The organism is Bradyrhizobium iriomotense (assembly GCF_018129405.1).
Taxonomy (GTDB): Bacteria; Pseudomonadota; Alphaproteobacteria; order Rhizobiales; family Xanthobacteraceae; genus Bradyrhizobium; species Bradyrhizobium iriomotense_B.
Window position 1 is genome coordinate 432,581 of record NZ_JAFCLP010000002.1, and the last position, 19,599, is coordinate 452,179.

Below are 19,599 nucleotides of genomic sequence, written 5' to 3' on the forward strand. Positions count from 1 at the left end.
TGTCGTGAACATCGCCCCACCCGTCAGAACGTGTACTTGCCGGCGAGAACGAAGGTTCGCCCCGGGAACGGATGGAACAGGAAATACTGCTCGTTGAAGAGATTATCGATGCCGAAGTCGAACGCAAAATTCTTCGTCGCGTTGTAGTGGATCTTCAAGTCCACGACGAAGAAGTCATCGAACGCGCCATAGACGTGGGAAACACGATCCGTGTTGTCCAGCGTCGAGTACTGCTTGCCGCTGTAGCGTGCAGCAACCGTGTAGGCCCAGCTGTCGTTCGGCCGGTAGGTCACGCCGAACTTGGCGCGCCAGTCGGGCACGTAAGGCACGCGCTTGCCGACCACGGTCGTGGGCAGGTTCGTCAAGGGATCAACGCCGGCCCAGCCCGCGTCGGCCAGGATTCGGGAATCGACATAGGTTACGCTGCCGAATAGCTGTAGACCGCTGAGGAGAACGTTGTCCTTGTCGGCGGACAACTCGACACCCTGCAACCGGATCGCATCGACATTGCTGATCACCGTCGTCGGCGTTTGCACCTTCGTGACCGGATTGGTGACGAGGTTGGTCTGGGAGATGATCGCGTGGTCGGTGTGCTCCCGGAACAGGGTCAACCGGATGCGGCCGTCGCTCCATCTGCGCTCGATGTTCAGCTCACCCGTCAGATCCTGCTCGGGTAGTAGGTTGGGATTGGCAATGGTCGCCACCCCGCCGACCGTCAGGTTCTGATAGAGCTCCATGACGGTCGGGTAACGATAGGCCTGCCCGAAGTTTGCTGTGATGTTCCAGTCCTTGTTCGGGTCGAAGGACAGCGACGCTTTCGGTGAAAAATTCGTCGAGGAAAGTTGCGGCTGTTGAACCGCCGCGATCGATGTAATCGCACCCGCAGCGCTCGTCCCCGTGCTGATATTGAAGCCGTCCTGGGCTCGCCAGGTTTCGAACCGTCCACCGAGCGTGAGCTTCAGATTGGGAAGGATTCTCCAGGCGTCCTGAAGCCAGATCGCACCGGTCCGGGTCTCACCTTGGCCCTGTGAGTAGAGCGTTCCTGTCCCGGTATCTCCCGTCGCATACCACACCGATGACGCATAGACGGGACTTTCGAGGCGGTACCGATCCCCATGCAGGCCAAAACTGACCTCGTGCGGTCCGTCGTAACCGAACGGCCGCCAGATCCCCTTGGCATCGGCATTCTGCCAGTTGGTGCCGTCCATCCTCGTGATCTTCCCGTTCAGGGAATAGCCGACGCCTGTCGGCGTGACGGTGAACGGATTGAGCTGGATGTCCTGGAGATAATTGTAGCTCGAAACTGAAAGGTCGAAATCGTAGGCGCCCTTGGTATCGCTCTTGATCGCGACGGCGTTGCTGACGTGGGTCTGGTCCCAGACATACTTGCCAGCGGCAAATCCGGACAAGCCCGCGAATGTGGGCGCACCCGTCGCGGCCGATTTCAAGTAGGTCTGGGGATTGGAGACCTGGTGGTTATTCCAGATCCCGAACGAATAGGTCGCCTGCACCTGCGCCGTCACGTCATAGGCAAGGCGGATGTTACCGGACGTCTGCTGCGAATGCGCGAGGATGCCCGCACCAACCACGTTGGCCGCAATGCCCTGCTTGTTCAGCGCGGGATACGCACCGGTCGTGCCGGCCGGGATTGTAGCGCTCGTCGTGTAGGTCAGCGGCTGCTGGTAACTGTCGAGATAGTTGGCGCTGACGAGCCAGGACAGCTTGCCGTCGCGATTGCCCGCGGCAGCACTGGTCTGGCTGGTCGCGTAGGTGTCCTTGGTGCCGTACTGATTCCACGGCATCACCGAGACGGTTTCCTTGGCGACCGCGAACGGCTTGTCCGGCATCTTTGACGATATCAGCAGCACGCCGCCGATCGAATTGCCGGGATAGGCGGCCGCGAACGGACCGTTGAGGTAGTCGATCCGACCGATCGCTTCCGGCGAGATCAGGCTCCACTTCGGCGAGGCATTCGTGTTGTTGTTGCCGATCAGCGCGGAGATCAGGAGATCGTCGTAGTAGATCAACGTCCGCGAGCTCGAATTGAGGCCCCAGCTTCGGGTCGCGAGAACGGCATTGTTGTCCCCGTCGTTGCGTTTCCGCACGAACAGGCTCGGCATGTATTTGACGGCGTCCTCGGGATCCTTGAGGTTGATTGTCTCATCGACCTCCTTCGCCGTGATGCTGAAGGAGCGCTGCGGCAATTGATAGCGCGCGACAGCGACCGGCGGATCCAGCGACGGCCGGGTGCTGCCCGCCCCCTGCTCGCCCGCGGCGACGGGAGCTGCCCGCTCGCTGGCGGGCTTCGCCGACCGGTTCCGGGCGACAGTCGTCTGCACCGACGGCTTGCGCGGCTTGGGCTTCGCTGCCGCGGGCGCATCGACGGTAACCGGCGGCAGCACGGCGCTGCTGCTCTGGGCAAAGGCTCCGCTCGACGAGGCAAGCAGCGCAGCCTGGACGGCAACGACGCTCACGCCGCGGCGGGCATGACAACGTAACATGGGGCATTCCTGACGCCGGCTTTCTTCCCGGCTGCTCGACAGCATCAATCGCCAGCGGACGAGCCGCGGCGACGGTGGAGGTCGTCAGGAAATTCGAGGAGGCGCGCGCGCCTGGGCGCTTGAGCCATTGTGCGCGAAAACGGCCGATACATCCGCCGCGCGCCACACCACGCGTTCGACGTGGCGGAAGGGAATGGCGAGTGCCAGCTGCGGCGGCGAATCGAGCGAAGCGTTAGCCTGCGCCAGACAACAGAGTGCACACGCAGCGCCATGCGCAGTCGGCGAGCCGGTCCGATCGTTGAGGCCGCCCTGGTCGCTCGCGCTATGGCAGATGACAGTGGCGGACAGCGGATCGGCAACGGCCTGGCCCGCCGCGAGACAGGCGGCAATTGGCGCCAGCACCTGCATCACCAGGGCGAGCAGGACCAGAGGTAAGAATTTTTGCAGCCGTGCGCGCATCCACCGAACCATTCGTTCGTGCGCTAACTAAACACCGGCCGGCACCCGAGTCGAGGCCAGTTCCGCCACCCGCTTGGCCCAGCGCAAATTCCGCTGAAACTGTGGTCGCAGTGCCCCACCGCCGGGCCAGGTCCGGCATTTGAGGCAGCCGAACCATCCCCGCCCATCCACAGATTTCTTATATTTGTCATATGCTTAGACGGCCAAAAGCCCGATCATTTCGTCAGCTGCTCTTATTTTGAACAATCGTTGCCGAAAATGATGACAAGTGAGAAAAGTTGATCTAGCATCCTCTTGCTCAGGCACTTGACCGCGAGGTCGAGGTCTGGTGGTCCAAGTCTCGGGAGGAGCCCCTGGCGCGCAAAACGCAGCGTCGCCCCGTCAATCAAGATCAAATCTTAAGATCGGGGATAATAGGGTCGACACAATTTTTGAGCGGGGCCAGGGCCCCGCTCTTTTTTTGCCCGCATGGCTGAAAAGCCGATGAATGCTCCCCCCCATCCGATCGAACAGAGTTTTGAGCTCGCGGCACAGCGCTGCGCTGATCTCACGCCGCTCGTCTATCAGAGGCTGTTCGAAGCCCATCCGGAAACGCGGACGATGTTCCGGGCGCAAGGCAGCGAGCTCGTGAAGGGGTCGATGCTGGCGCTGACGATCGAGGCGATTCTCGACTTCGCGGGCGAGCGGTGCGGACATTTCCGGCTGATCGCCTGCGAGGTCGCATCGCACGATGCTTATGGCACGTCGCGCGAACTGTTCATCGCCTTCTTCGCCATCATCAGGGATACGCTGCGCGATCTGCTCGGCGATGAATGGACGCCGGACATGGCGCGGGCCTGGGACGCATTGCTCGTCGAGATCGACACATACGCCGGCATTCCGGCCTGACGCTTTGCGCTGCACCAACGCGAGCTGCGGCGATCTCGCGATTGATTGCAGATTGAGTGCCAACAACTCTTGTGAGAGACTTTCGGCCATCGGTCGCGCAGGCAATGACGCGCCGACGACAAAATATATGGGAGCGAGCGATGTCCGGGACGAAAGATTTCTCGACGACGAGGCGCGATCTTCTTCAGGCGGCAGCGACCGCCGGCGCCGGGGCTGCCCTCTTCGGCAGCATGGGCATAAACCCAGCACGGGCCGCCGAAGTCGGACGCAGCGAGAAGCCGCTGAAAGCGGCGTTCTCCAACGCCGGCCTTCAGGCGACCTGGTGCGCGCAAGGCAAGCAGGCGGCGGAATTCTGGGGCAAGTTGTTCAATGTCGAGGTCACCTGGTTCGACGGCCAGCTCGACGCGGTGAAGCAGCGCGCGGCGATCGACAACATGGCCTCCCAGAAATGGGACTTCGTCGCGATCCAGGCGTTCGGCATCGGCACCCTCACCCAGCCGGTGCAGAAGATGATCGACGCCGGCACGCCCGTGATCGACATGGACACGTTGATCGCGCCGCTCGACCAGATCAACGTCCACTCCTTCCTCGCCCCCGACAACGAGTTCATGGGCGCCTCGGTGACGCAGGCGCTGTGCAACGCCATGGGCGGCAAGGGCAAGATCATCATGACGCAAGGTGCGCTCGGTCACACCGGCGCGCAAGGACGGGCCAAGGGCTTCAATTCGGTGGTCAAGCAATTCCCCGGGATCGAGGTGCTCGACACCCAGCCGGCCGACTGGGACGTGTCGAAGACCGCCCGCCTCTGGGAAACGTACCTGACGAAATATCCCCAGATCGACGCGGCGTTCTTCCACAATGACGACATGGCGCTTGCGGCGGCCAACATCATGAAGGCGCGGGGCCGCACCAACATCCTGATCGGCGGCGTCGATGCCATGCCGCCGGCGATCCAGGCGGTCAGCGAAGGCCGTATGTTCGCAACCGTGCGCAATCCCTCCTGCCGCATCCATGGCGGCGCGATCATCGCCGGCGTCTCCGCCGTGGTCGGCGGCGAGAAGAGCGGACAGGGCATTCCCAAGAACGTCGTCACCGACGGTCCTGTCGTGACCAAGGCCAATGCCGCCGGGATGCAGTGGATGCAGGATCACTTCCTGATCTGAGCCTTCATGCCTGAGGTTCGCTCGCCCATCCTGGAACTGCAGGGCATCACGAAGAGCTTCGGCGGCGTCGAAGCGCTTCGTGGTGTCGACTTCGCGCTTCTTCCCGGTGAGATCCACGGTCTCGTCGGCGAAAATGGCGCGGGAAAAAGCACGTTGATGAAGATCATCGCCGGCGTGCACACCGAGTTCTCCGGCCGTTTCCTGATCGACGGCAAGGAGACGCATTTCCGCTCGGCGCGCGATGCGCACGCGGCCGGCATCGCCATGGTGCATCAGGAGCTCTCTGTCGCCCCCGATCTCACGGTCGCCGAGAACGTCTTCCTCGGCAACCAGCCGACCAACCGTCTTGGCCTCGTACAATGGCGGCGGATGGCGCGCGAAGCCGGCGAGCAACTCGCCCGCTTCGGCATCGACGTCGATCCGATGACCAGGCTCGGCGATCTCCCGATCGGGCTGCAGCAGCTGATCGAGATCGCCCGCGTGCTGTTCTCCGGCGCGCGCATCGTCATCCTGGACGAGCCGACCTCCGCCCTCTCCCCGCCAGAGGTCGAGCGTCTGTTCGCAACGCTGCGGCGGCTGCGCGAGGAAGGCACCGCCATCGTCTTTATCTCGCATTTCATCGAGGACATTCTGCTTGTGTCCGACACGGTGACCGTATTCCGCAACGGGCGGAAGGTTGCGGAGACCGCGAGCGCGGCGACCAGCAAGGGCGCGCTGATCGAGGCCATGATCGGCCGCGGCGGCGAGGCGCTCGAGCACAGCTACACCGATGATCTGATGCTGCCGCAGCCAAGCGACAGCACGGTGGTTCTGAAGGCCGATCAGCTTTCGCTTGCGCGCAGCCTGAAGGACGTCTCCTTCGAGGCGCGCGCCGGCGAGGTGCTCGGCATCTACGGCTTCATGGGCTGCGGCCAGCAGGAGCTGTCGCGCATCCTGTTCGGCAAGCTGAAGCCGGATGCCGGCACGCTGGCCGTCGAGGGCACGCCCAAGACCTTCGCCAGCACGGCGGCAGCGCGGCGCGCGGGCGTGGCGCTGGTGCCGGAGAGCCGCCGCGACATGCTGTTTCACCAGGAGGCGGTCTACAAGAACATCTCGATCAGCATTCTCGACCGCATCTCGTCCCTGCTGCTCAAGCCAACGCAGGAGCGCGATATCGCGAGGCGTCAGGTCGAGCAGCTGCAGATCAGGCCGCCCGTGGTCGGCCTCGATCTCGGCATGCTCTCCGGCGGCAACCAGCAGAAGGTGGCCCTCGCGAAATGGCTCACCTATCCGCCAAAACTGCTGGTGCTGTGCGAGCCGACCCGCGGCATGGATGTCGGCGCCAAGAACGATGTCATCAACATCGTCCGCGACCTCCGCGCCAGGGGGCTCGCGATCATCGTGCTGTCGACCGAGCCGGAAACGGTGCTGTCGCTGGCCGACCGCATCCTCGTGCTTAAGCGCGGTGCATTGGTGCGGGAATTCTCGAACGAGCCGGTCAGCAAGGACCGCCTGCTGGAAGCGGCGTGACGGAGAAGCACAATGGCGAGCAGTGAGACGGCCTTTGCGGAAGCCCATCGGGCGCGAGGGCTCGCGCCCTTTCTGCGCTCGCAGATGCGCAACATCGCCCCGTTCCTGACCTTGATCTTCCTCTCCGCCTTCTTCGCCTTCGCCAGCCCCTCCTTCGCAACGCTCGACAATCTCGGCAACATCCTGACGCAGGTCTCGGTGACCGGCATCATCGCGGTCGGCCTCACCTTCGTGATCCTGTGCGCAGAGATCGACCTGTCGATCGCCAGCATCGCCAACGTCACCGGCATCGCGGTCGCCTACTTCACGCTGCAGGAGTCCTACGTCAACATCGCCAATATTCCCCTGCCCGGCGCGGTCGCGATCATCCTGTCGATCCTGCTCTGCGCGTTGCTTGGGCTCGTCAATGCGCTGGGGCTGACCGTGATCGGCATCCCCTCCTTCATCATGACGCTGGCGATGATGCAGATCGCCGCCGGCATCTCCGCGCTGCTGGTGCGCGGCCAGATCGCCTACAAGGTGCCGGGCCTGATCACGACGCTCGGCTCGGGCTCGATCGGCGGCATTCCCTGGATCGTCATCGTCGCCGCCATCATGCTGCTCGGCGGCCACCTGGTGCTGACCTACACGCGCTTCGGCCGCTACGTCTACATGGTCGGGGGCAACCGCGAGGCGGCCGAATATTCCGGCCTCAACGTCAAGCTCATCCTCGGCGCGGTGATGGTGATCTCGGCGGTTTGTTCGGGCATCGGCGGCATGCTCGGCGTCGCCCATTTCGGCAGCGCGCAGCAGAACGAGTTCGACACCTATCTCCTCGACTCCATCGCCGCCGTCGTCGTCGGCGGCACCAGCCTGTTCGGCGGCCGCGGCGGCATCGGCAACACCATCGTTGGCCTATTCGTGCTCGGCGTGCTCAACAACGGCCTCGACCACGTCAACATCGACAGTTTTCTGAAGATCCTGATCCGCGGCCTGATCCTGCTGGCGGCGCTGATCATCAACGTCTATGCGCAGCGCTTAAGGGAAAAAGCGGCGGAGTAGACGGCGCTCCAGATAAAAAGTGCGAAAACAACCCCATGCACAGTAGAAACTGTGAGGCAGTTCAGCCACTTACCAAACCCGCATGTGCATGAGTGCGGCCGCACTCAAATTTTGACTCGTCGGGCAAAACAGGGGCAGGATGTCATGCTGCCGCTGCTCGCCTGCCTAGCCTCTTCAATCAGCAACTCGCACGCGACGCTCGGGCGCCCCCCGCCTCTGCCGCCCCGGTTGGAGCTTTCTCGTTTGTGCTCCGTACAACTCCTTGCGGCAGTGTCCGCGCCGCACTAGCGGCCTCATCCGGGGTTTGGCTATTCTCGGCGAGAGATTCGAGAGCGAAAATGAAATGAGATTTCGAGGATTTTCAAGCGTCTCGGCGGCAGCTGCGGCTGCTTTCCTGCTGATCCTGGCACAACCCGCCGCAGCCCAGTCCGGCGGCATCAGCCTCTATCAGCAGATCAACAACAACGCGGTGCAGAACATCCTGCAGGGCCTTCGCGACCAGATCCGCGCACGGAGGCCGGGGTCGCTTCCCGCCAGACTCGCGTTCAGCGCGGGCGGATCGGATTTCGACGCTCGCAATCCGTTTGCGGCCACCGGTTTTGACGATCGCTTCGGTGCTCTTGCCTACGCGAAAGCTCCGGCAGGCACACCTGCCATCGCCTCAGGCTGGCTTTATGGTGCCAATCTGATCGGCAGCGGCGAGCGCTCCATGACCGCCGGTATCATCACCGACACAGCGTCGGTCACGGGGGCATTCGACGTTACGAAGATCGGGATTTTCACCGGGAGTGACGCCTTGACCTTCATGGGGACGGGAGGCGACGCCTCGTCCCACCAAGGTGGCCTGTTGAACGTCGACACCACCGTCCCTTCGACATCGGCCACGCTCGCCTATCTCAACGGAGGCTTCTCCCTCGATCTCACCAGCTTTGTCGGCTGGACGAGAAGCGCCCTGTCAGGCCCCGTATTCGTCCCAACCGTCATCAAGGGCAGTTCGGTCGGCTTCACCGGAAACGTGCAATACCGTTTCGATTTCCCCTATTCCGTATTCATCGAACCCGGAATTGGCATGACCTATTCCGAAGGCTACACGGCCAATTTCGGAACGAAGCTCTCGGACACCATGGAAGTGCACGCTGGCGCGCGGTTGGGCACGGAAATGAAATGGATGACCTATACGGTTCAGCCGGCCGTCGCCCTGTTCGCCTATCAGATCACGGACTCGAGCGCGCTGGGAGTCGTCGGGCCGATCTTCCCCTCGAGCGCAATTGGCTATCGCGGATCAGGCAAGATCAACGTTGTCTGGAGCGCAAATTTTTCGTCGTACCTCGAGGTGCACGCGACCGGGCAAGCCAGTGGCCCCAGCAAGCCGATCGCGACCTACAACACGACCCAGACAACGGGATTTCAAGCCGGTCTCCGTTACACGTGGAATTGAGCGGTCGGCGTCTTTGCGACAAAGCGCCGCCGCTTGATAAACGTTCGCCGGCGTGTTCCACTCAAGGTCGATTATTTTGAGGATAACCCGCCATGTCTGGCAGAGCGATTTTACTTGCAGGCGCAACCTTCGTCCTCGGCAGCGTTCTGATTACGGCCGATGCCCGGGCCCAGAATGTACAGGTGCCCACCGGTGGGAACGGCGTCACCGTTCGCACATTACCCACCCCCAACACGCCAAGGCAGCCCAATCAGGTCCAGCCCCAGGGATTGCAGACAGGCAGTTATTCGCGTCCCAACACTCCGCTGAATTTGGGCCAACGCCCGGAACAGAATATCGCTGTCTCCGGTCCCTATGTGGGGGCGAAGGTGATCAGGAACGTGCCGTAAGGGCTGTTGTCGCAGGGACACCTGCCCCGCTGTTTCTACGGCCGCGATGAGCCGGGCCGTCGCCCTTCGAGGCCTCCGCTACGCTCCGGCACCTCCAGCGACAATGGCTTCGCCATTGCGCGGGGGTGATGGAGATTGGACTAAGGCTCAACTCTCAGCCTTTGCATTCGACGGCAGCCGCGAGAAGCGGAAATTGCAGTGGCTTGCACCGCCCGCTAACGTCTGCGTCCTTTCCAGGCGGATGCCGCGCGTCGCGTAGGCGTCGAAATCGAGCCCGCAGATGTTCGGCAGGATGTCCTTGTCGCCATGGCGCGCCGCGAGCTTGCAGAAGCCGCAGGCCTTGTAGTTGATGCCGAACTCGAAGCTGTCCAGCGGACCCGGCTCGACGAAATCGTAGACGAAATCTTCCGGAAATTCTTGCTGATGGCTTTCAGTTACGCTTTTTGCCGCCTGCTCGCGCAGCAAGGCCTGGTTCCCCGGCGACATGAATTGACGCCCCGAGGCGAGACGCTCCGCTTCAGGCGCGGTCAGCAATTGCGCCTTGTAGGTTTCCCGCTCGATCTCGCCAATCACGGGCACCGGCACGCCGTGTCGCCGCAGCACGCGGCTGATGGCCATGAAACCCGTCAGACGCATGAAGAAATCGCTCATGCGACTTGCCGCGCCGCCGACATAGGGCATCTGGGTGAGGACGATCTCGAACTCGTCCATCACTTCCTGCCTGATCCCGTCGATATCAGAGAGGCGCGCGCGCTCGCGCAGCATCGCGTCGGCAAGGTCTATTCGCTCGCGCATCGCGGCTTCCATTGCGTCCCGATGCGTCTGGTAGAAGGGATGGATCATCTCAGCCATTGAACACCTGATCTAGTTCGCTGATTGCAACGTCGATGACGCCGGTTTCATTCCGCGGCGATCGCCTCGATCTCCAGCAGCCATTTGCTGTCAACCGTCTCGACGATCACGACCGTCAGCGCGGGCTGATGCTCCCCGAGCACCGCGCGACGAATGGTGCGGTTGGGCACGACCTGATTGCGGTCGGTCAGGAACGTGGTGACCTTCACCAGATGCTCGACGCCAAGACCGGCGGCAGCGAGCACGTTCTTGACGTTGCGCCAGGCCTGCTCGCATTGCGCCTCGAACCCGTCAGGCACGGTGCCGTCGGAATTTTCGGGCACCTGGCCGCTGATGAACAGCAGGCGGCGATGCTCCTTCACCTCAAGCCCCATGCTGTAGCCGCCGGCGGGCCCATGGACCGTTGCGGGATTGTGGCTGACGATGTGAGCTGGGGGCATGGGGTTTCTCCGGATTGCGGGCCGAGCGTATCCGGCGGCATCACGGCTGCGCAAAGCATCATTCCTGCGGTTCAGCGCAAGAAAATCTATTGCAAGGCCGCCGCCCATCGGTGTCAAAGTGCGGTGCGATGACCTACGCCCTCCCCCCGCTCAACGCGCTCCGCGCCTTTGAGGCCGCCGCCCGGCATCTCAGCTTCAAGCTCGCCGCGCACGAGTTGCACGTGACGCCCGCCGCCGTTGGGCAGCAAGTGAAGGCGCTGGAGGCGCGCCTTGGCGTGCAGCTGTTCGAGCGGCTGCACAAGCAGCTCATCCTCACCGCGGCCGGTCACGCCTATCTGCCCGGAATATCCGAAGGTTTTCGCCACATTGCGGATGCGACCTCGCAATTGAAACCGTCAGGTACAGTGCTGCTGCAATTGGGAGTCCATGGCAGCTACGACCTGCGCCGCCTCGATCTGGCGGCGTTTCGCAGCAGTCACGCGGAGATCGGCTTGCGGGTGCTGCAGCCCGCAGGCCTCCACGAACTGATCGAGGGCAAGGTCGACCTGTTGGTCGCCCGCGGCGTGGGCCACCATCCAGGCTATCGCTGCGATCGGGTCCATGAGGGATCGGGCCTCGGCGATTGGCTGATTGCGCCTGAAGGCACCGCGGATTGCCCCGAGATCGTCAGTTTTCGCGTGTGGTTGCGCGCCCTGCCGGCCGAGAAACCGCTCGCAAACCGCCGCCCGCGCCTGGTCGGCGGCGTCGGAAGTTGAGGCGACAGCTTTTTGCTGGACCTACGGACGACGAACAAGCCCCAGCCTCGCGCGCTTGCCAATCGCAATGCAGTGCCGAACATCAAGATAAACGGTGAGGAGGACGATAAACAGGCCAGCAATCCAATGGCCTGCGGCAAACACTGCAATGCAAAGCAGGAAGACGAAAAACGTCACGATGGTCCAAACCAACGTGAACCCCAAATAGGTCCACCCGGTCGGAATATTGCTGACGTTACGCGCGATGACTTCCGTTCAACCTGATGCCTCATTACCTGTACATCGCAAGCCCGCGAAACAATGGGCCGACACAAAATACGCATCTCGTTGGGGCGATGCGAACTGCGCCAGGTAAAGAGCCGATGGGCAGAATAGTTAAGATTGCCGCATAGATCGTATGGACGGTCGCGGCCGTGGGAACGTGCACCTTCATAGGCAGCACCTACGGTTGGGTCCACCACGGATGGTTGGGCGCCATTGCACTCGGAGCCGTCGGATTTTGCGCAGGAGCCTTGCTGGCAGCTTCCCCTCTCGCATTTCTCGAGATCTTGAGCGCCGGATTGTGACCGGCGACTGATTTGCACCTCCACGCGTTAGGTTGAGGCCAATGCCATCCGCCCCGCGATCTCCTCGCTCCGCCAACACCGCACCGCGTGCGCGTCCACGCGCGTCTCCAACGACGGCCCCGGCTCGCGGCGCCACACGTCCACGGCATACCGGCATCGCGGGCTGAACGCGCATCCGTTCGGCGGATTGAGCGGGTTGGGAAGATCGCCGCCTGTCGTCGCCAGCGGTGCGTGGCGCAAGGGATCGGGGATGGCGGCGATCAGGGCTTGTGTGTACGGGTGCGCGGGGCGTTCGAAGATCTCGCGCCAGTCGCCATTCTCGACGATGCGGCCGAGATACATCACGGCGACGCGGTCGCTCATGTGCTCGACGACGCCGAGGTCGTGGCTGATCATGATGTAGGACAGGCCGACCTTGTTCTAACGGCTGCGCTGCAGGCCCTGTTCTGAACCCGGCACCCGGCCACGATCGGTGCATCGCACGGCCTGCATCCGCACTTCCACGACCGCATGCGCGTCTCCAAGACTCCTTGCAGCGATTGCATTGATTTGGATCATGGCGACCGCCACAAATCCCATCGAAAAATGGGACATTGAAAGTGGAGGACGCCCGTGAAGAAGCTTTCAATCGTCACCATCATTCTCGCTACCGCACAGATCCCCGCCTTCGCTCAACCAGGCAAGCCGGTCGATGCAGGCAAGCAGGCGTATGAGGTCCAATGCGCCGTTTGTCATGGGTTGGATGCGAAGGGGAATGGCCCCTACATAACAAGCCTCAAGGTCGCGCCATCCGATTTGAGCTCATTGTCCAGGAAGAATGGCGGAGTGTTTCCAGTCGATCGCGTCATCAAGGTAATCGACGGACGGACTGAGATCTCCGCCCATGGCTCGCGCGACATGCCGATCTGGGGCAAGCGATGGGCCGTGAAAGCAGCGGAACACTATGTCGACGCTCCCTATGATCAGGAGGCCTACATACGCGCTGAAGCACTGTCCATCGTCGACTATCTAAACCGCATTCAGCAGTAACCCTGTCGACCTCTCACGTCGATCGTGCGAGGTCGTGTCGGCAGGCTGTCAAGCCCGCAGGGATCGGAAGGTTTCCTTCCGATCGCCTTCTTGCCGATTGGAAACGGCTTGAACGACATCCTCATTCAGGGATCGCCTGCAACTCAAATCCAGCCTTGAGCAGCGGGCTCATCGGGACCGAGATCGGATCGAACCATTTGGCATAGATCCTGGCGATCTCGCCCGAACGGAAAACCCGAGCCAAAGCCCTGTTCACTGCCAAGCGAAAGTCCGGGTCGCCGCGGCGAAACATGACTCCATAGGGATCATAACTGAGATAGCGCCCCACCACCTCGAGATCCTGCTTCTTGTCCGACTTGGCAAGCAGGCCGAACAGCACGATGTCGTCCGTCGCGAAGGAGTCGGCCCTCTTCGCCTCGAGGGCGGCAATGCCGTCGGCGTAATCTTTTGCGGGCAGGAGCTGGGTACCCTTCGCCCGTCCATCGTCGATCAGCGCCTTCAGCGCTTTTTCGTTGGTGGAGCCGCTGACGACCGCGATCGTCTTGCCCGCGAGATCCTCGATGTCCCGGACCTTATCGGCCTTCCAGGTCAGCAGACGCGTACCGGTCGTGAAGTAAATGGCCGAAAAATCGACCTGCTGTTGTCGCGCAAGCGTGTTGGTCGTGGATCCACATTCGAGGTCGACGGTGCCATCGACGACCGCGGGGATACGTGTCTGCGGGGTGACGACCGCATACCTGACTGCGAGATCGGGCTTCTCTAGGACGGTCTTCACGTGATCCACGATCTTCAGACACAGATCGACTGCATATCCTGCCGGTTGCTTGTTCGAGTCGACGAATGAAAAGGGGGTGGAAGCTTCGCGGTGGCCAATCGTTATCGTCCCGGTATTCCTGACCTTCTCCAGCGTACCCGACAACTCCGCAGCGCGTGCCGTTGCGCCGATAGAACCCAGGATGATCAGTGAGGCGCCGCCAACAGCGCAAAACCGCGAGAGACTCGATAAAGTCGGCATTTTTGCCTCCTCAGCCTCGATGAAAAGTCTCAAGGTAAAGGCGCAAAGCCGGCCTGAATTTGCGCTGGATCAACCTTGCTGCCGAGCCGGCCTTGTCTCACCTCGCGTGCTTGGCGAGCGGAAAATGCGCTCTCTATCTTAGAGAGATCCGCTTTCGGTCGAGGCGAGCGCCCTCCGCCCCGCAATCTCCTCACTCCGCCAGCACCGCACCGCATGCCCATCGGGCCGCGTCTCCAGCACCGGCCCCGGCTCGCTCCGGCACACCGCCTCCGCATACCGGCATCGCGGGCTGAACGCACATCCGTTTGGCGGATTGAGCGGGTTGGGCAAGTCGCCCCCCGTCGTCGCCAGCGGGGCGTGGCGCAACGGATCGGGGATGGCGGCGATCAGGGCTTGCGTGTAGGGGTGCGCCGGGCGTTCGAAAATCTCACGCCAGTCGCCGTTCTCCACGATGCGGCCGAGATACATCACGGCGACGCGGTCGCTCATGTGCTCGACCACGCCGAGGTCGTGGCTGATCATGATGTAGGACAGGCCGAGCGTGTCCTTCAGCTCCAGCAGCAGATTGATGATCTGGGCGCGGATCGAGACGTCGAGCGCCGAGACCGGCTCGTCGCAGATGACGATCCTGGGATTGAGGATCAGGGCGCGGGCAATGCCGATGCGCTGGCGCTGGCCGCCGGAGAATTCATGCGGGAAGCGGTCGGCCTGTTCGGGGCGCAGGCCCACATGCTTGAGCATGGTCGCAACGCGGTCCTCGATCTCGCTTTTCGCGGTGACACCATGCACACGCAGGGGATCCTCGAGCGTGCGGCGAACGGTCTGGCGTGGATTGAGCGAGGCGTAGGGATCCTGAAACACGATCTGCACGGTCCGCGCCAGGGCCTTGCGATCGGCGGATCGGCTGTTCGTCACGACCTCCCGCCCGTCCACAACGATATGGCCGCGCGTCGGCTTCAACAGCCCCAGGATCGACAAGGCGACCGTCGATTTGCCGGAGCCGGACTCGCCGACGAGGCCGAGGCATTCCCCTCGCCTCAAGCTGAGATCGACGCCGTCGACCGCGCGGAGCAGCCGCCGCTCGCGGCCGAACAAGCCGCCCCCCAGCGGAAAATGAACCGCGAGATCCTCGACCCTGAGGATGAGATCGTCATCCGGCCTCGGCTGCGGCTCATGCATGGTGGTGACACCGGACGAAACCGCCCGCCTCCAGCAAATCCGTCTCCGGCGCGGCGGTCCGGCAAATATCCGTGGCCTGCGCGCAACGCGGATTGAACCGGCAGCCATCGGGGAAACCGGTGATGGCCGGAACAACGCCTGCAATCTCCTTGAGCCTGACACGCCCGAGCGCGGCGCGGCTGCCGAGCCGCGGCAGCGAGTCGACCAGGCCTTGGGTATAGGGATGCGACGGCGCGCGGAAGATGTCGGCCGAGCCGCGCTCCTCGACGATGCGGCCGGCATACATGACGGCGACGCGGCGGCAGACATTGGCGACAAGGCCGAGATCATGGCTGATCATCAGGATCGCCGTTCCCCGCTCGGCGCACAGATTGCGCATCAGCTCGATGATCTCCGCCTGCACGGTCACGTCGAGCGCGGTGGTCGGCTCGTCGGCGATCAGGAGGTCCGGACCGCAGGCGAGCGCGATCGCGATCATGACGCGCTGGCGCATGCCGCCGGACAGCTGATGCGGATAGTCGTTGACACGCCGCTCCGGCGCGGGCACGCGGACGCTCGCGAGCGACTCGACCGCCAGCTGGTTGGCCTCGCGCCAGCTCTTGCCCTTGTGCAGCACGAACATCTCGGCGATCTGCCGTCCCACCGGCGAGACCGGGTTCAGCGCCGTCATCGGCTCCTGGAAGATCATGGCGATGCGGTTGCCGCGCAGCTCCCGCTGCCCGGCAGCGGAGAGCCGCTGGATCTCCCGTCCTTCGAACCGGATGACGCCGCCACCGATTGACAAGGGCGACCGCAGCAGCCCGATCAAGGCGAGCGCCGTGATGCTCTTGCCGCAGCCGGACTCGCCGACAAGGCCGAACGTCTCGCCCCGTGAGATGCGGAACGAAACGCCTTCGGCCGCCGCAACGCGCCTCGATCCATCATCGAGATCGATGCGGAGATTCTCGACCTCGATCAGCGGCACGCCCGTCATGTCCGCCGGCTCCGCGAGTGGGGATCGAGGATGTCGCGCAGGCCATCGCCGAGCAAATTGAGGCCGAGCACCGTCAGGAAGATGGCAAGGCCCGGAAACAGCGAGAGCCACGGCGCGGTCGTGATCTGGTCGCGGGCCTCCGAGAGCATGCTGCCCCAGCTCGGAAAGGGCGGGCGGACGCCGAGGCCGAGGAACGACAACGCGGCTTCGGACAGGACCGCGCTGCCCATGCCGAGCGTGCCGATGACGACGATCGGCCCTAACATGTTCGGCAGGAGCTGCGTGACCATGATGCGCAGGTCGCCGTAGCCGAGCACGGTTGCCGCCTGCACATAGCCCTGGTTCCGCAGCGACAGTGCCGAGGCCCGTGCGAGGCGGCAGGTGAAGGACCAGTTGGTCAACCCGAGTGCGATCAACAGGCTGGTGAGGCCGGGGCCCAGCACCGCCATGATGGCGAGCGCGAAGATCAGCGAGGGGATCGCGAGCATCAGATTGGTCAGGGCGTTGACGACATCGTCCCACCAGCCGCCAAAATAGCCGGCGCTCAGGCCCAGCGCCACGCCGATGACGCTGTTGATGAGCTGCGAGACGATGCCGACCGTCAGCGAGACGCGCGCGCCGTAGAGGACGCGGGAATAAATGTCGCGGCCCTGCCCGTCGGTGCCGAACCACCAGGTCCAGCTCGGAGGCTCCTCCGCATTCATCAGATTGGCGTCCATGACGGGATCGGTGTGCGCCAGCCAGGGCGCAAGCAGGCCGACGATGATCGCGAGCGCGAACAACGACCCGCCGATGACGAGATTGGCGCGGAGCTTCATGCGTATCTGATCCTCGGATCGATCACGCCGTAGAGCACGTCGATCAGCAGATTGATCGCGAGAAAGAACAGGACCACCACGAGAATAGAGCCCTGGACGGCGGGAATGTCGCGCTGCAGGACGCTGTCCACGAGCAGCGAGCCGATGCCCGGCCAGGAGAAGAGTTTCTCGACAACGACCGCCTGCCCCATCAGCGCGCCGAACTGCAGGCCCATGGTCGTGAGGATGAGGACCAGCGCATTGCGCATCACGTGCCACTTCACGACCCTGGTCTCGCTCATGCCCTTCGAGCGCGCGGTGCGGACGAAGTCGGCGGTCATGATCTCCAGCACCGCGGCGCGCGTCGTGCGGGCCAGCAGCGCCATCGGCGAGACGCCGAGCGTCACGGCCGGCAGGATCAGGTATTTGAGGCTGCCGTCGCCATAGCCGAAACTCGGCAGCCAGCCGAGTTTGAGCGCGAACAGGTACATCAAGAGCAGTCCGAGCCAGAATTTGGCCAATGACAGGCCCGACACCGCCAGGACCATCGCTGCGCTGTCAACGATACCGCCCGGCCGCAAGGCCGCGACGAAACCGAGCGGCACGCCGAGCACGACCGCAAAGGCCATGGAGGCGAAGATCAGTTGCAGCGTCGGCCATGCCCGCTTGGCGATCATGGTCGTCACCGGCTCGCGCGTCCGGAACGAGGCCCCGAGATCACCGGTCGCGAGCCTCGCGACATAGGCGCCAAAGCGCATGTAGACGGGCTGGTCGAGGCCGAGCTGCTTCTTCATGCGCAGCTCGACCTGCGGATCGCTGTCGTCGCTCATGGTCGAGACGATGCTGCCGGGAACGACGCTGAACAGCACGAAGACCAGCAACACGACGGCCAGCACGGTCGGAATGGTCTGCAGGAGGCGACGGATCAGGAACGCGAGCATCTCAACTTTTCCTCGCTCCCTCCCTCGCCTGTCGCGCTGGAGGGAGCGCGCGTGTCACTTCGCGGGCGAGGTCTCGTCGACCCAGAGGTCTTCGACGTTCTGATGGGTCAGCTCCGTCGCGTTCAACTGAACTCCCTTGAGCCAGGGCTGCACCGCCATGACCGCCTTGTTGTAGTTGAAGAACCAGACCGGCGCCTCGTCATAGAGCAGCGCATTGGCCTTCTGCAGCAGCTGGCCGCGCTTGGCGACGTCGTCGGCCTGCCCGGCCTCATCCATCAGCTTATCGAAGTCGGCGTTCTTGAAGTTCATGTAGTTGCAGGCTGATTGCGGCGTCGATGAGTGGAAGCATTTCAGCGCCGCCTGGGGATCCGGGCCGGTCTGCTGGGAATAGATGAAGGCCTGGTAGTCGCCGGTGCGAACCACCTCCGCCAGCACCGCGGTCTCGACCTGCTTGACCTTGGCCTTGATGCCGACCTTGTCCAGCATCGGGATGACGGCCGTGACGATCGGCAGGCCCCAGCTTTCATTCTGGCTGGTGGTCCATTCGAACTCGAAACCGTTGGGATAGCCCGCGTCCGCGAGGAGCTGCTTGGCCTTGGCGGGATCGAAGGGATACGGCTTCATGGTCTTGTCGTAGAGCGGCGAGGTCAGCGGCAGCCAGCTGGTGGCGCGATAGGCCTTGCCCTTCACCAGCTTGTTGATGATCAGATCGGTATCGATCGCGTAGTTGATCGCCTGCCGGACGCGCTTGTCGGCGAACGGCTTGAATGAGGTGTTCATCCCCATATAGCGCGTAAACACCTCGGCGACCTCGACGACGGTGCCCTTGAGGTCGGCGTCGGACTGGTAGGCGACGTATTGTGCAGGTCCCAGCACCGAGGTGTCGATCTCCTTGTTGCGGAAGGCGACATCGCGGGCCGCGGCCTCGCCCATGACCGAGACGATGACCTTGTCGGCGTAGGGCTTGCCGGGCTTGTAGAACCGGTCCCACCGCTCCAGCACGATGCGCGATCCCGGCACATGCTCGACGAACTTGAAAGGCCCAAGACCGATCGGCTTCTGGATGAAGCTCTCCTTGACGGCCTCGTCGGCGGGATAGATCGAGGTCAGCGCGGTGAAGAAGTAGAAGCCCGGATCGACCTTCTCGGTCAGCTTCATCTCGATGGTGAAGTCGTCGATCTTCTTCAGGCCGGAGATGTCCTTGGCCTGGCCCTTCTCCACCGCGGCCGCGCCCTCGATCACGCGGACAAAGCGCGCGCCGGGATAGGCCTTGGTGCCGTCCATGATGCGGTTGTAGGACCAGATGACGTCGTCGGCGGTCATCTTGCGGCCATTGTGGAAATAGGCGTCGTCGCGGAGCTTGAAGGTGTGAACGAGACCTCCGCCCGAGACCACGTCCTCCTTGGCGAGTTCCAGGACCGGCTTTCCTGCCGCGGAATTCCAGACGTAGAGCGAGCGGTGCAGCGCCTTGGCGTAGATCTCGTCCTGGGCGCGCTGCGTGGTGTGGATGTCCAGGCTGGTGAAGCTCGAGCCGTAGGGCGCCGTCATGCGGATGGTTCCGCCCTTGCGCGGCGTCTGGGCCTCCACTGTTCCGGCGAGCGCCAGTCCCAAACCCGCGACGATCGCAATCATCCTGAACATCATGAGTCCCCCAACAACGCAGG

Annotated in this window: 18 protein-coding genes and 1 pseudogene; 7 read left to right on the plus strand and 12 right to left on the minus strand. The window is 63.1% G+C overall.

The window, feature by feature from the left end; translation table 11 throughout:
• Positions 1-23 precede the first annotated feature (23 nt).
• Positions 24-2,501 carry a TonB-dependent receptor gene (locus JQ592_RS06760; RefSeq protein WP_246820204.1) on the minus strand — a complete coding sequence of 826 codons (2,478 nt, stop codon included), beginning with the start codon at positions 2,499-2,501 and terminating at the stop codon, positions 24-26.
• An 84-nt stretch (positions 2,502-2,585) separates the two neighbouring features.
• The gene (locus JQ592_RS06765; RefSeq protein ID WP_211402111.1) at positions 2,586-2,960 is read right to left on the minus strand and encodes a DUF2946 domain-containing protein; all 375 of its coding nucleotides are present in this window, start codon (positions 2,958-2,960) and stop codon (positions 2,586-2,588) included.
• A gap of 483 nt (positions 2,961-3,443) precedes the next feature.
• Between JQ592_RS06765 and JQ592_RS06770 the strand changes: the two genes are divergently transcribed.
• The 5 genes from JQ592_RS06770 to JQ592_RS06790 all read left to right on the plus strand — a co-directional run bounded on the left by JQ592_RS06770 (position 3,444) and on the right by JQ592_RS06790 (position 8,999).
• The gene (locus JQ592_RS06770) at positions 3,444-3,848 is read left to right on the plus strand and encodes a globin (RefSeq protein ID WP_211402112.1); all 405 of its coding nucleotides are present in this window, start codon (positions 3,444-3,446) and stop codon (positions 3,846-3,848) included.
• A 140-nt stretch (positions 3,849-3,988) separates the two neighbouring features.
• Positions 3,989-5,011 (plus strand): sugar ABC transporter substrate-binding protein, encoded by a 1,023-nt coding sequence (locus JQ592_RS06775; protein ID WP_211402113.1) that lies wholly within the window; start codon positions 3,989-3,991, stop codon positions 5,009-5,011.
• A 6-nt stretch (positions 5,012-5,017) separates the two neighbouring features.
• Positions 5,018-6,520, plus strand: a complete 1,503-nt coding sequence (locus JQ592_RS06780) for a sugar ABC transporter ATP-binding protein (RefSeq protein ID WP_211402114.1) — start codon at positions 5,018-5,020, stop codon at positions 6,518-6,520.
• Between the two features lie 12 nt (positions 6,521-6,532).
• A complete protein-coding gene (locus tag JQ592_RS06785; RefSeq protein ID WP_060912410.1) occupies positions 6,533-7,561 on the plus strand; it encodes an ABC transporter permease in 1,029 nt (342 codons plus the stop codon).
• Between the two features lie 304 nt (positions 7,562-7,865).
• Positions 7,866-8,999: a hypothetical protein gene (locus JQ592_RS06790; protein ID WP_211402115.1), complete on the plus strand. Its 1,134-nt coding sequence runs from the start codon at positions 7,866-7,868 to the stop codon at positions 8,997-8,999.
• A 536-nt stretch (positions 9,000-9,535) separates the two neighbouring features.
• Here the strand turns inward: JQ592_RS06790 and JQ592_RS06795 are convergent.
• Together JQ592_RS06795 and JQ592_RS06800 are read right to left on the minus strand one after the other, a co-directional pair.
• Entirely contained in the window at positions 9,536-10,240 is a 705-nt protein-coding gene (locus JQ592_RS06795; RefSeq protein ID WP_211402116.1) for an L-2-amino-thiazoline-4-carboxylic acid hydrolase, read from the minus strand.
• A gap of 47 nt (positions 10,241-10,287) precedes the next feature.
• Positions 10,288-10,680, minus strand: coding sequence for a RidA family protein (locus tag JQ592_RS06800; RefSeq protein WP_211402117.1), 393 nt, complete (start codon positions 10,678-10,680; stop codon positions 10,288-10,290).
• Between the two features lie 128 nt (positions 10,681-10,808).
• Here JQ592_RS06800 and JQ592_RS06805 point away from each other — a divergent pair, with 128 nt between their 5' ends.
• Positions 10,809-11,435 (plus strand): LysR family transcriptional regulator, encoded by a 627-nt coding sequence (locus JQ592_RS06805; protein ID WP_211402528.1) that lies wholly within the window; start codon positions 10,809-10,811, stop codon positions 11,433-11,435.
• 21 nt (positions 11,436-11,456) lie between these two features.
• Here JQ592_RS06805 and JQ592_RS06810 read toward each other — a convergent pair whose 3' ends face one another.
• Both JQ592_RS06810 and JQ592_RS06815 read right to left on the minus strand, forming a co-directional pair.
• Positions 11,457-11,627, minus strand: a complete 171-nt coding sequence (locus tag JQ592_RS06810; protein ID WP_211402118.1) for a hypothetical protein — start codon at positions 11,625-11,627, stop codon at positions 11,457-11,459.
• 401 nt (positions 11,628-12,028) lie between these two features.
• Positions 12,029-12,415: pseudogene (locus JQ592_RS06815) on the minus strand (oligopeptide/dipeptide ABC transporter ATP-binding protein); the annotation flags it as partial.
• Positions 12,416-12,613: 198 nt separating this feature from the next.
• On the opposite strand from JQ592_RS06815, the gene JQ592_RS06820 reads away from it, so the two are divergent.
• Positions 12,614-13,030, plus strand: a complete 417-nt coding sequence (locus JQ592_RS06820) for a c-type cytochrome (RefSeq protein WP_211402119.1) — start codon at positions 12,614-12,616, stop codon at positions 13,028-13,030.
• 121 nt (positions 13,031-13,151) lie between these two features.
• Here JQ592_RS06820 and JQ592_RS06825 read toward each other — a convergent pair whose 3' ends face one another.
• From JQ592_RS06825 to JQ592_RS06850, 6 genes are all read right to left on the minus strand, one after another.
• Positions 13,152-14,045 carry an amino acid ABC transporter substrate-binding protein gene (locus JQ592_RS06825; protein WP_211402120.1) on the minus strand — a complete coding sequence of 298 codons (894 nt, stop codon included), beginning with the start codon at positions 14,043-14,045 and terminating at the stop codon, positions 13,152-13,154.
• A gap of 138 nt (positions 14,046-14,183) precedes the next feature.
• The gene (locus JQ592_RS06830) at positions 14,184-15,224 is read right to left on the minus strand and encodes an ABC transporter ATP-binding protein (protein WP_211402121.1); all 1,041 of its coding nucleotides are present in this window, start codon (positions 15,222-15,224) and stop codon (positions 14,184-14,186) included.
• Positions 15,217-16,197: an ABC transporter ATP-binding protein gene (locus tag JQ592_RS06835; protein ID WP_211402122.1), complete on the minus strand. Its 981-nt coding sequence runs from the start codon at positions 16,195-16,197 to the stop codon at positions 15,217-15,219. The genes JQ592_RS06830 and JQ592_RS06835 overlap by 8 nt, the downstream gene beginning before the upstream one ends.
• Positions 16,194-17,015, minus strand: coding sequence for an ABC transporter permease (locus tag JQ592_RS06840; protein WP_211402123.1), 822 nt, complete (start codon positions 17,013-17,015; stop codon positions 16,194-16,196). Before JQ592_RS06840 ends, JQ592_RS06835 begins: the two co-directional genes overlap by 4 nt.
• Complete coding sequence (locus tag JQ592_RS06845) at positions 17,012-17,935, minus strand: ABC transporter permease (protein WP_211402124.1); 924 nt, start codon at positions 17,933-17,935, stop codon at positions 17,012-17,014. The genes JQ592_RS06840 and JQ592_RS06845 overlap by 4 nt, the downstream gene beginning before the upstream one ends.
• A gap of 54 nt (positions 17,936-17,989) precedes the next feature.
• Positions 17,990-19,579, minus strand: a complete 1,590-nt coding sequence (locus tag JQ592_RS06850) for an ABC transporter substrate-binding protein (RefSeq protein WP_211402125.1) — start codon at positions 19,577-19,579, stop codon at positions 17,990-17,992.
• Positions 19,580-19,599 lie beyond the last annotated feature (20 nt).

Coding starts and splice junctions, on each gene's coding strand:
- JQ592_RS06770 (WP_211402112.1), top strand. CDS start 3,444: ATGAATGCTCCCCCCCATCCGATCGAACAGAGTTTTGAGCTCGCGGCA.
- JQ592_RS06845 (WP_211402124.1), bottom strand. CDS start 17,935: ATGCTCGCGTTCCTGATCCGTCGCCTCCTGCAGACCATTCCGACCGTG.
- JQ592_RS06775 (WP_211402113.1), top strand. CDS start 3,989: ATGTCCGGGACGAAAGATTTCTCGACGACGAGGCGCGATCTTCTTCAG.
- JQ592_RS06800 (WP_211402117.1), bottom strand. CDS start 10,680: ATGCCCCCAGCTCACATCGTCAGCCACAATCCCGCAACGGTCCATGGG.
- JQ592_RS06795 (WP_211402116.1), bottom strand. CDS start 10,240: ATGGCTGAGATGATCCATCCCTTCTACCAGACGCATCGGGACGCAATG.
- JQ592_RS06825 (WP_211402120.1), bottom strand. CDS start 14,045: ATGCCGACTTTATCGAGTCTCTCGCGGTTTTGCGCTGTTGGCGGCGCC.
- JQ592_RS06850 (WP_211402125.1), bottom strand. CDS start 19,579: ATGATGTTCAGGATGATTGCGATCGTCGCGGGTTTGGGACTGGCGCTC.
- JQ592_RS06830 (WP_211402121.1), bottom strand. CDS start 15,224: ATGCATGAGCCGCAGCCGAGGCCGGATGACGATCTCATCCTCAGGGTC.
- JQ592_RS06835 (WP_211402122.1), bottom strand. CDS start 16,197: ATGACGGGCGTGCCGCTGATCGAGGTCGAGAATCTCCGCATCGATCTC.
- JQ592_RS06780 (WP_211402114.1), top strand. CDS start 5,018: ATGCCTGAGGTTCGCTCGCCCATCCTGGAACTGCAGGGCATCACGAAG.
- JQ592_RS06760 (WP_246820204.1), bottom strand. CDS start 2,501: ATGTTACGTTGTCATGCCCGCCGCGGCGTGAGCGTCGTTGCCGTCCAG.
- JQ592_RS06785 (WP_060912410.1), top strand. CDS start 6,533: ATGGCGAGCAGTGAGACGGCCTTTGCGGAAGCCCATCGGGCGCGAGGG.
- JQ592_RS06765 (WP_211402111.1), bottom strand. CDS start 2,960: ATGCGCGCACGGCTGCAAAAATTCTTACCTCTGGTCCTGCTCGCCCTG.
- JQ592_RS06805 (WP_211402528.1), top strand. CDS start 10,809: ATGACCTACGCCCTCCCCCCGCTCAACGCGCTCCGCGCCTTTGAGGCC.
- JQ592_RS06840 (WP_211402123.1), bottom strand. CDS start 17,015: ATGAAGCTCCGCGCCAATCTCGTCATCGGCGGGTCGTTGTTCGCGCTC.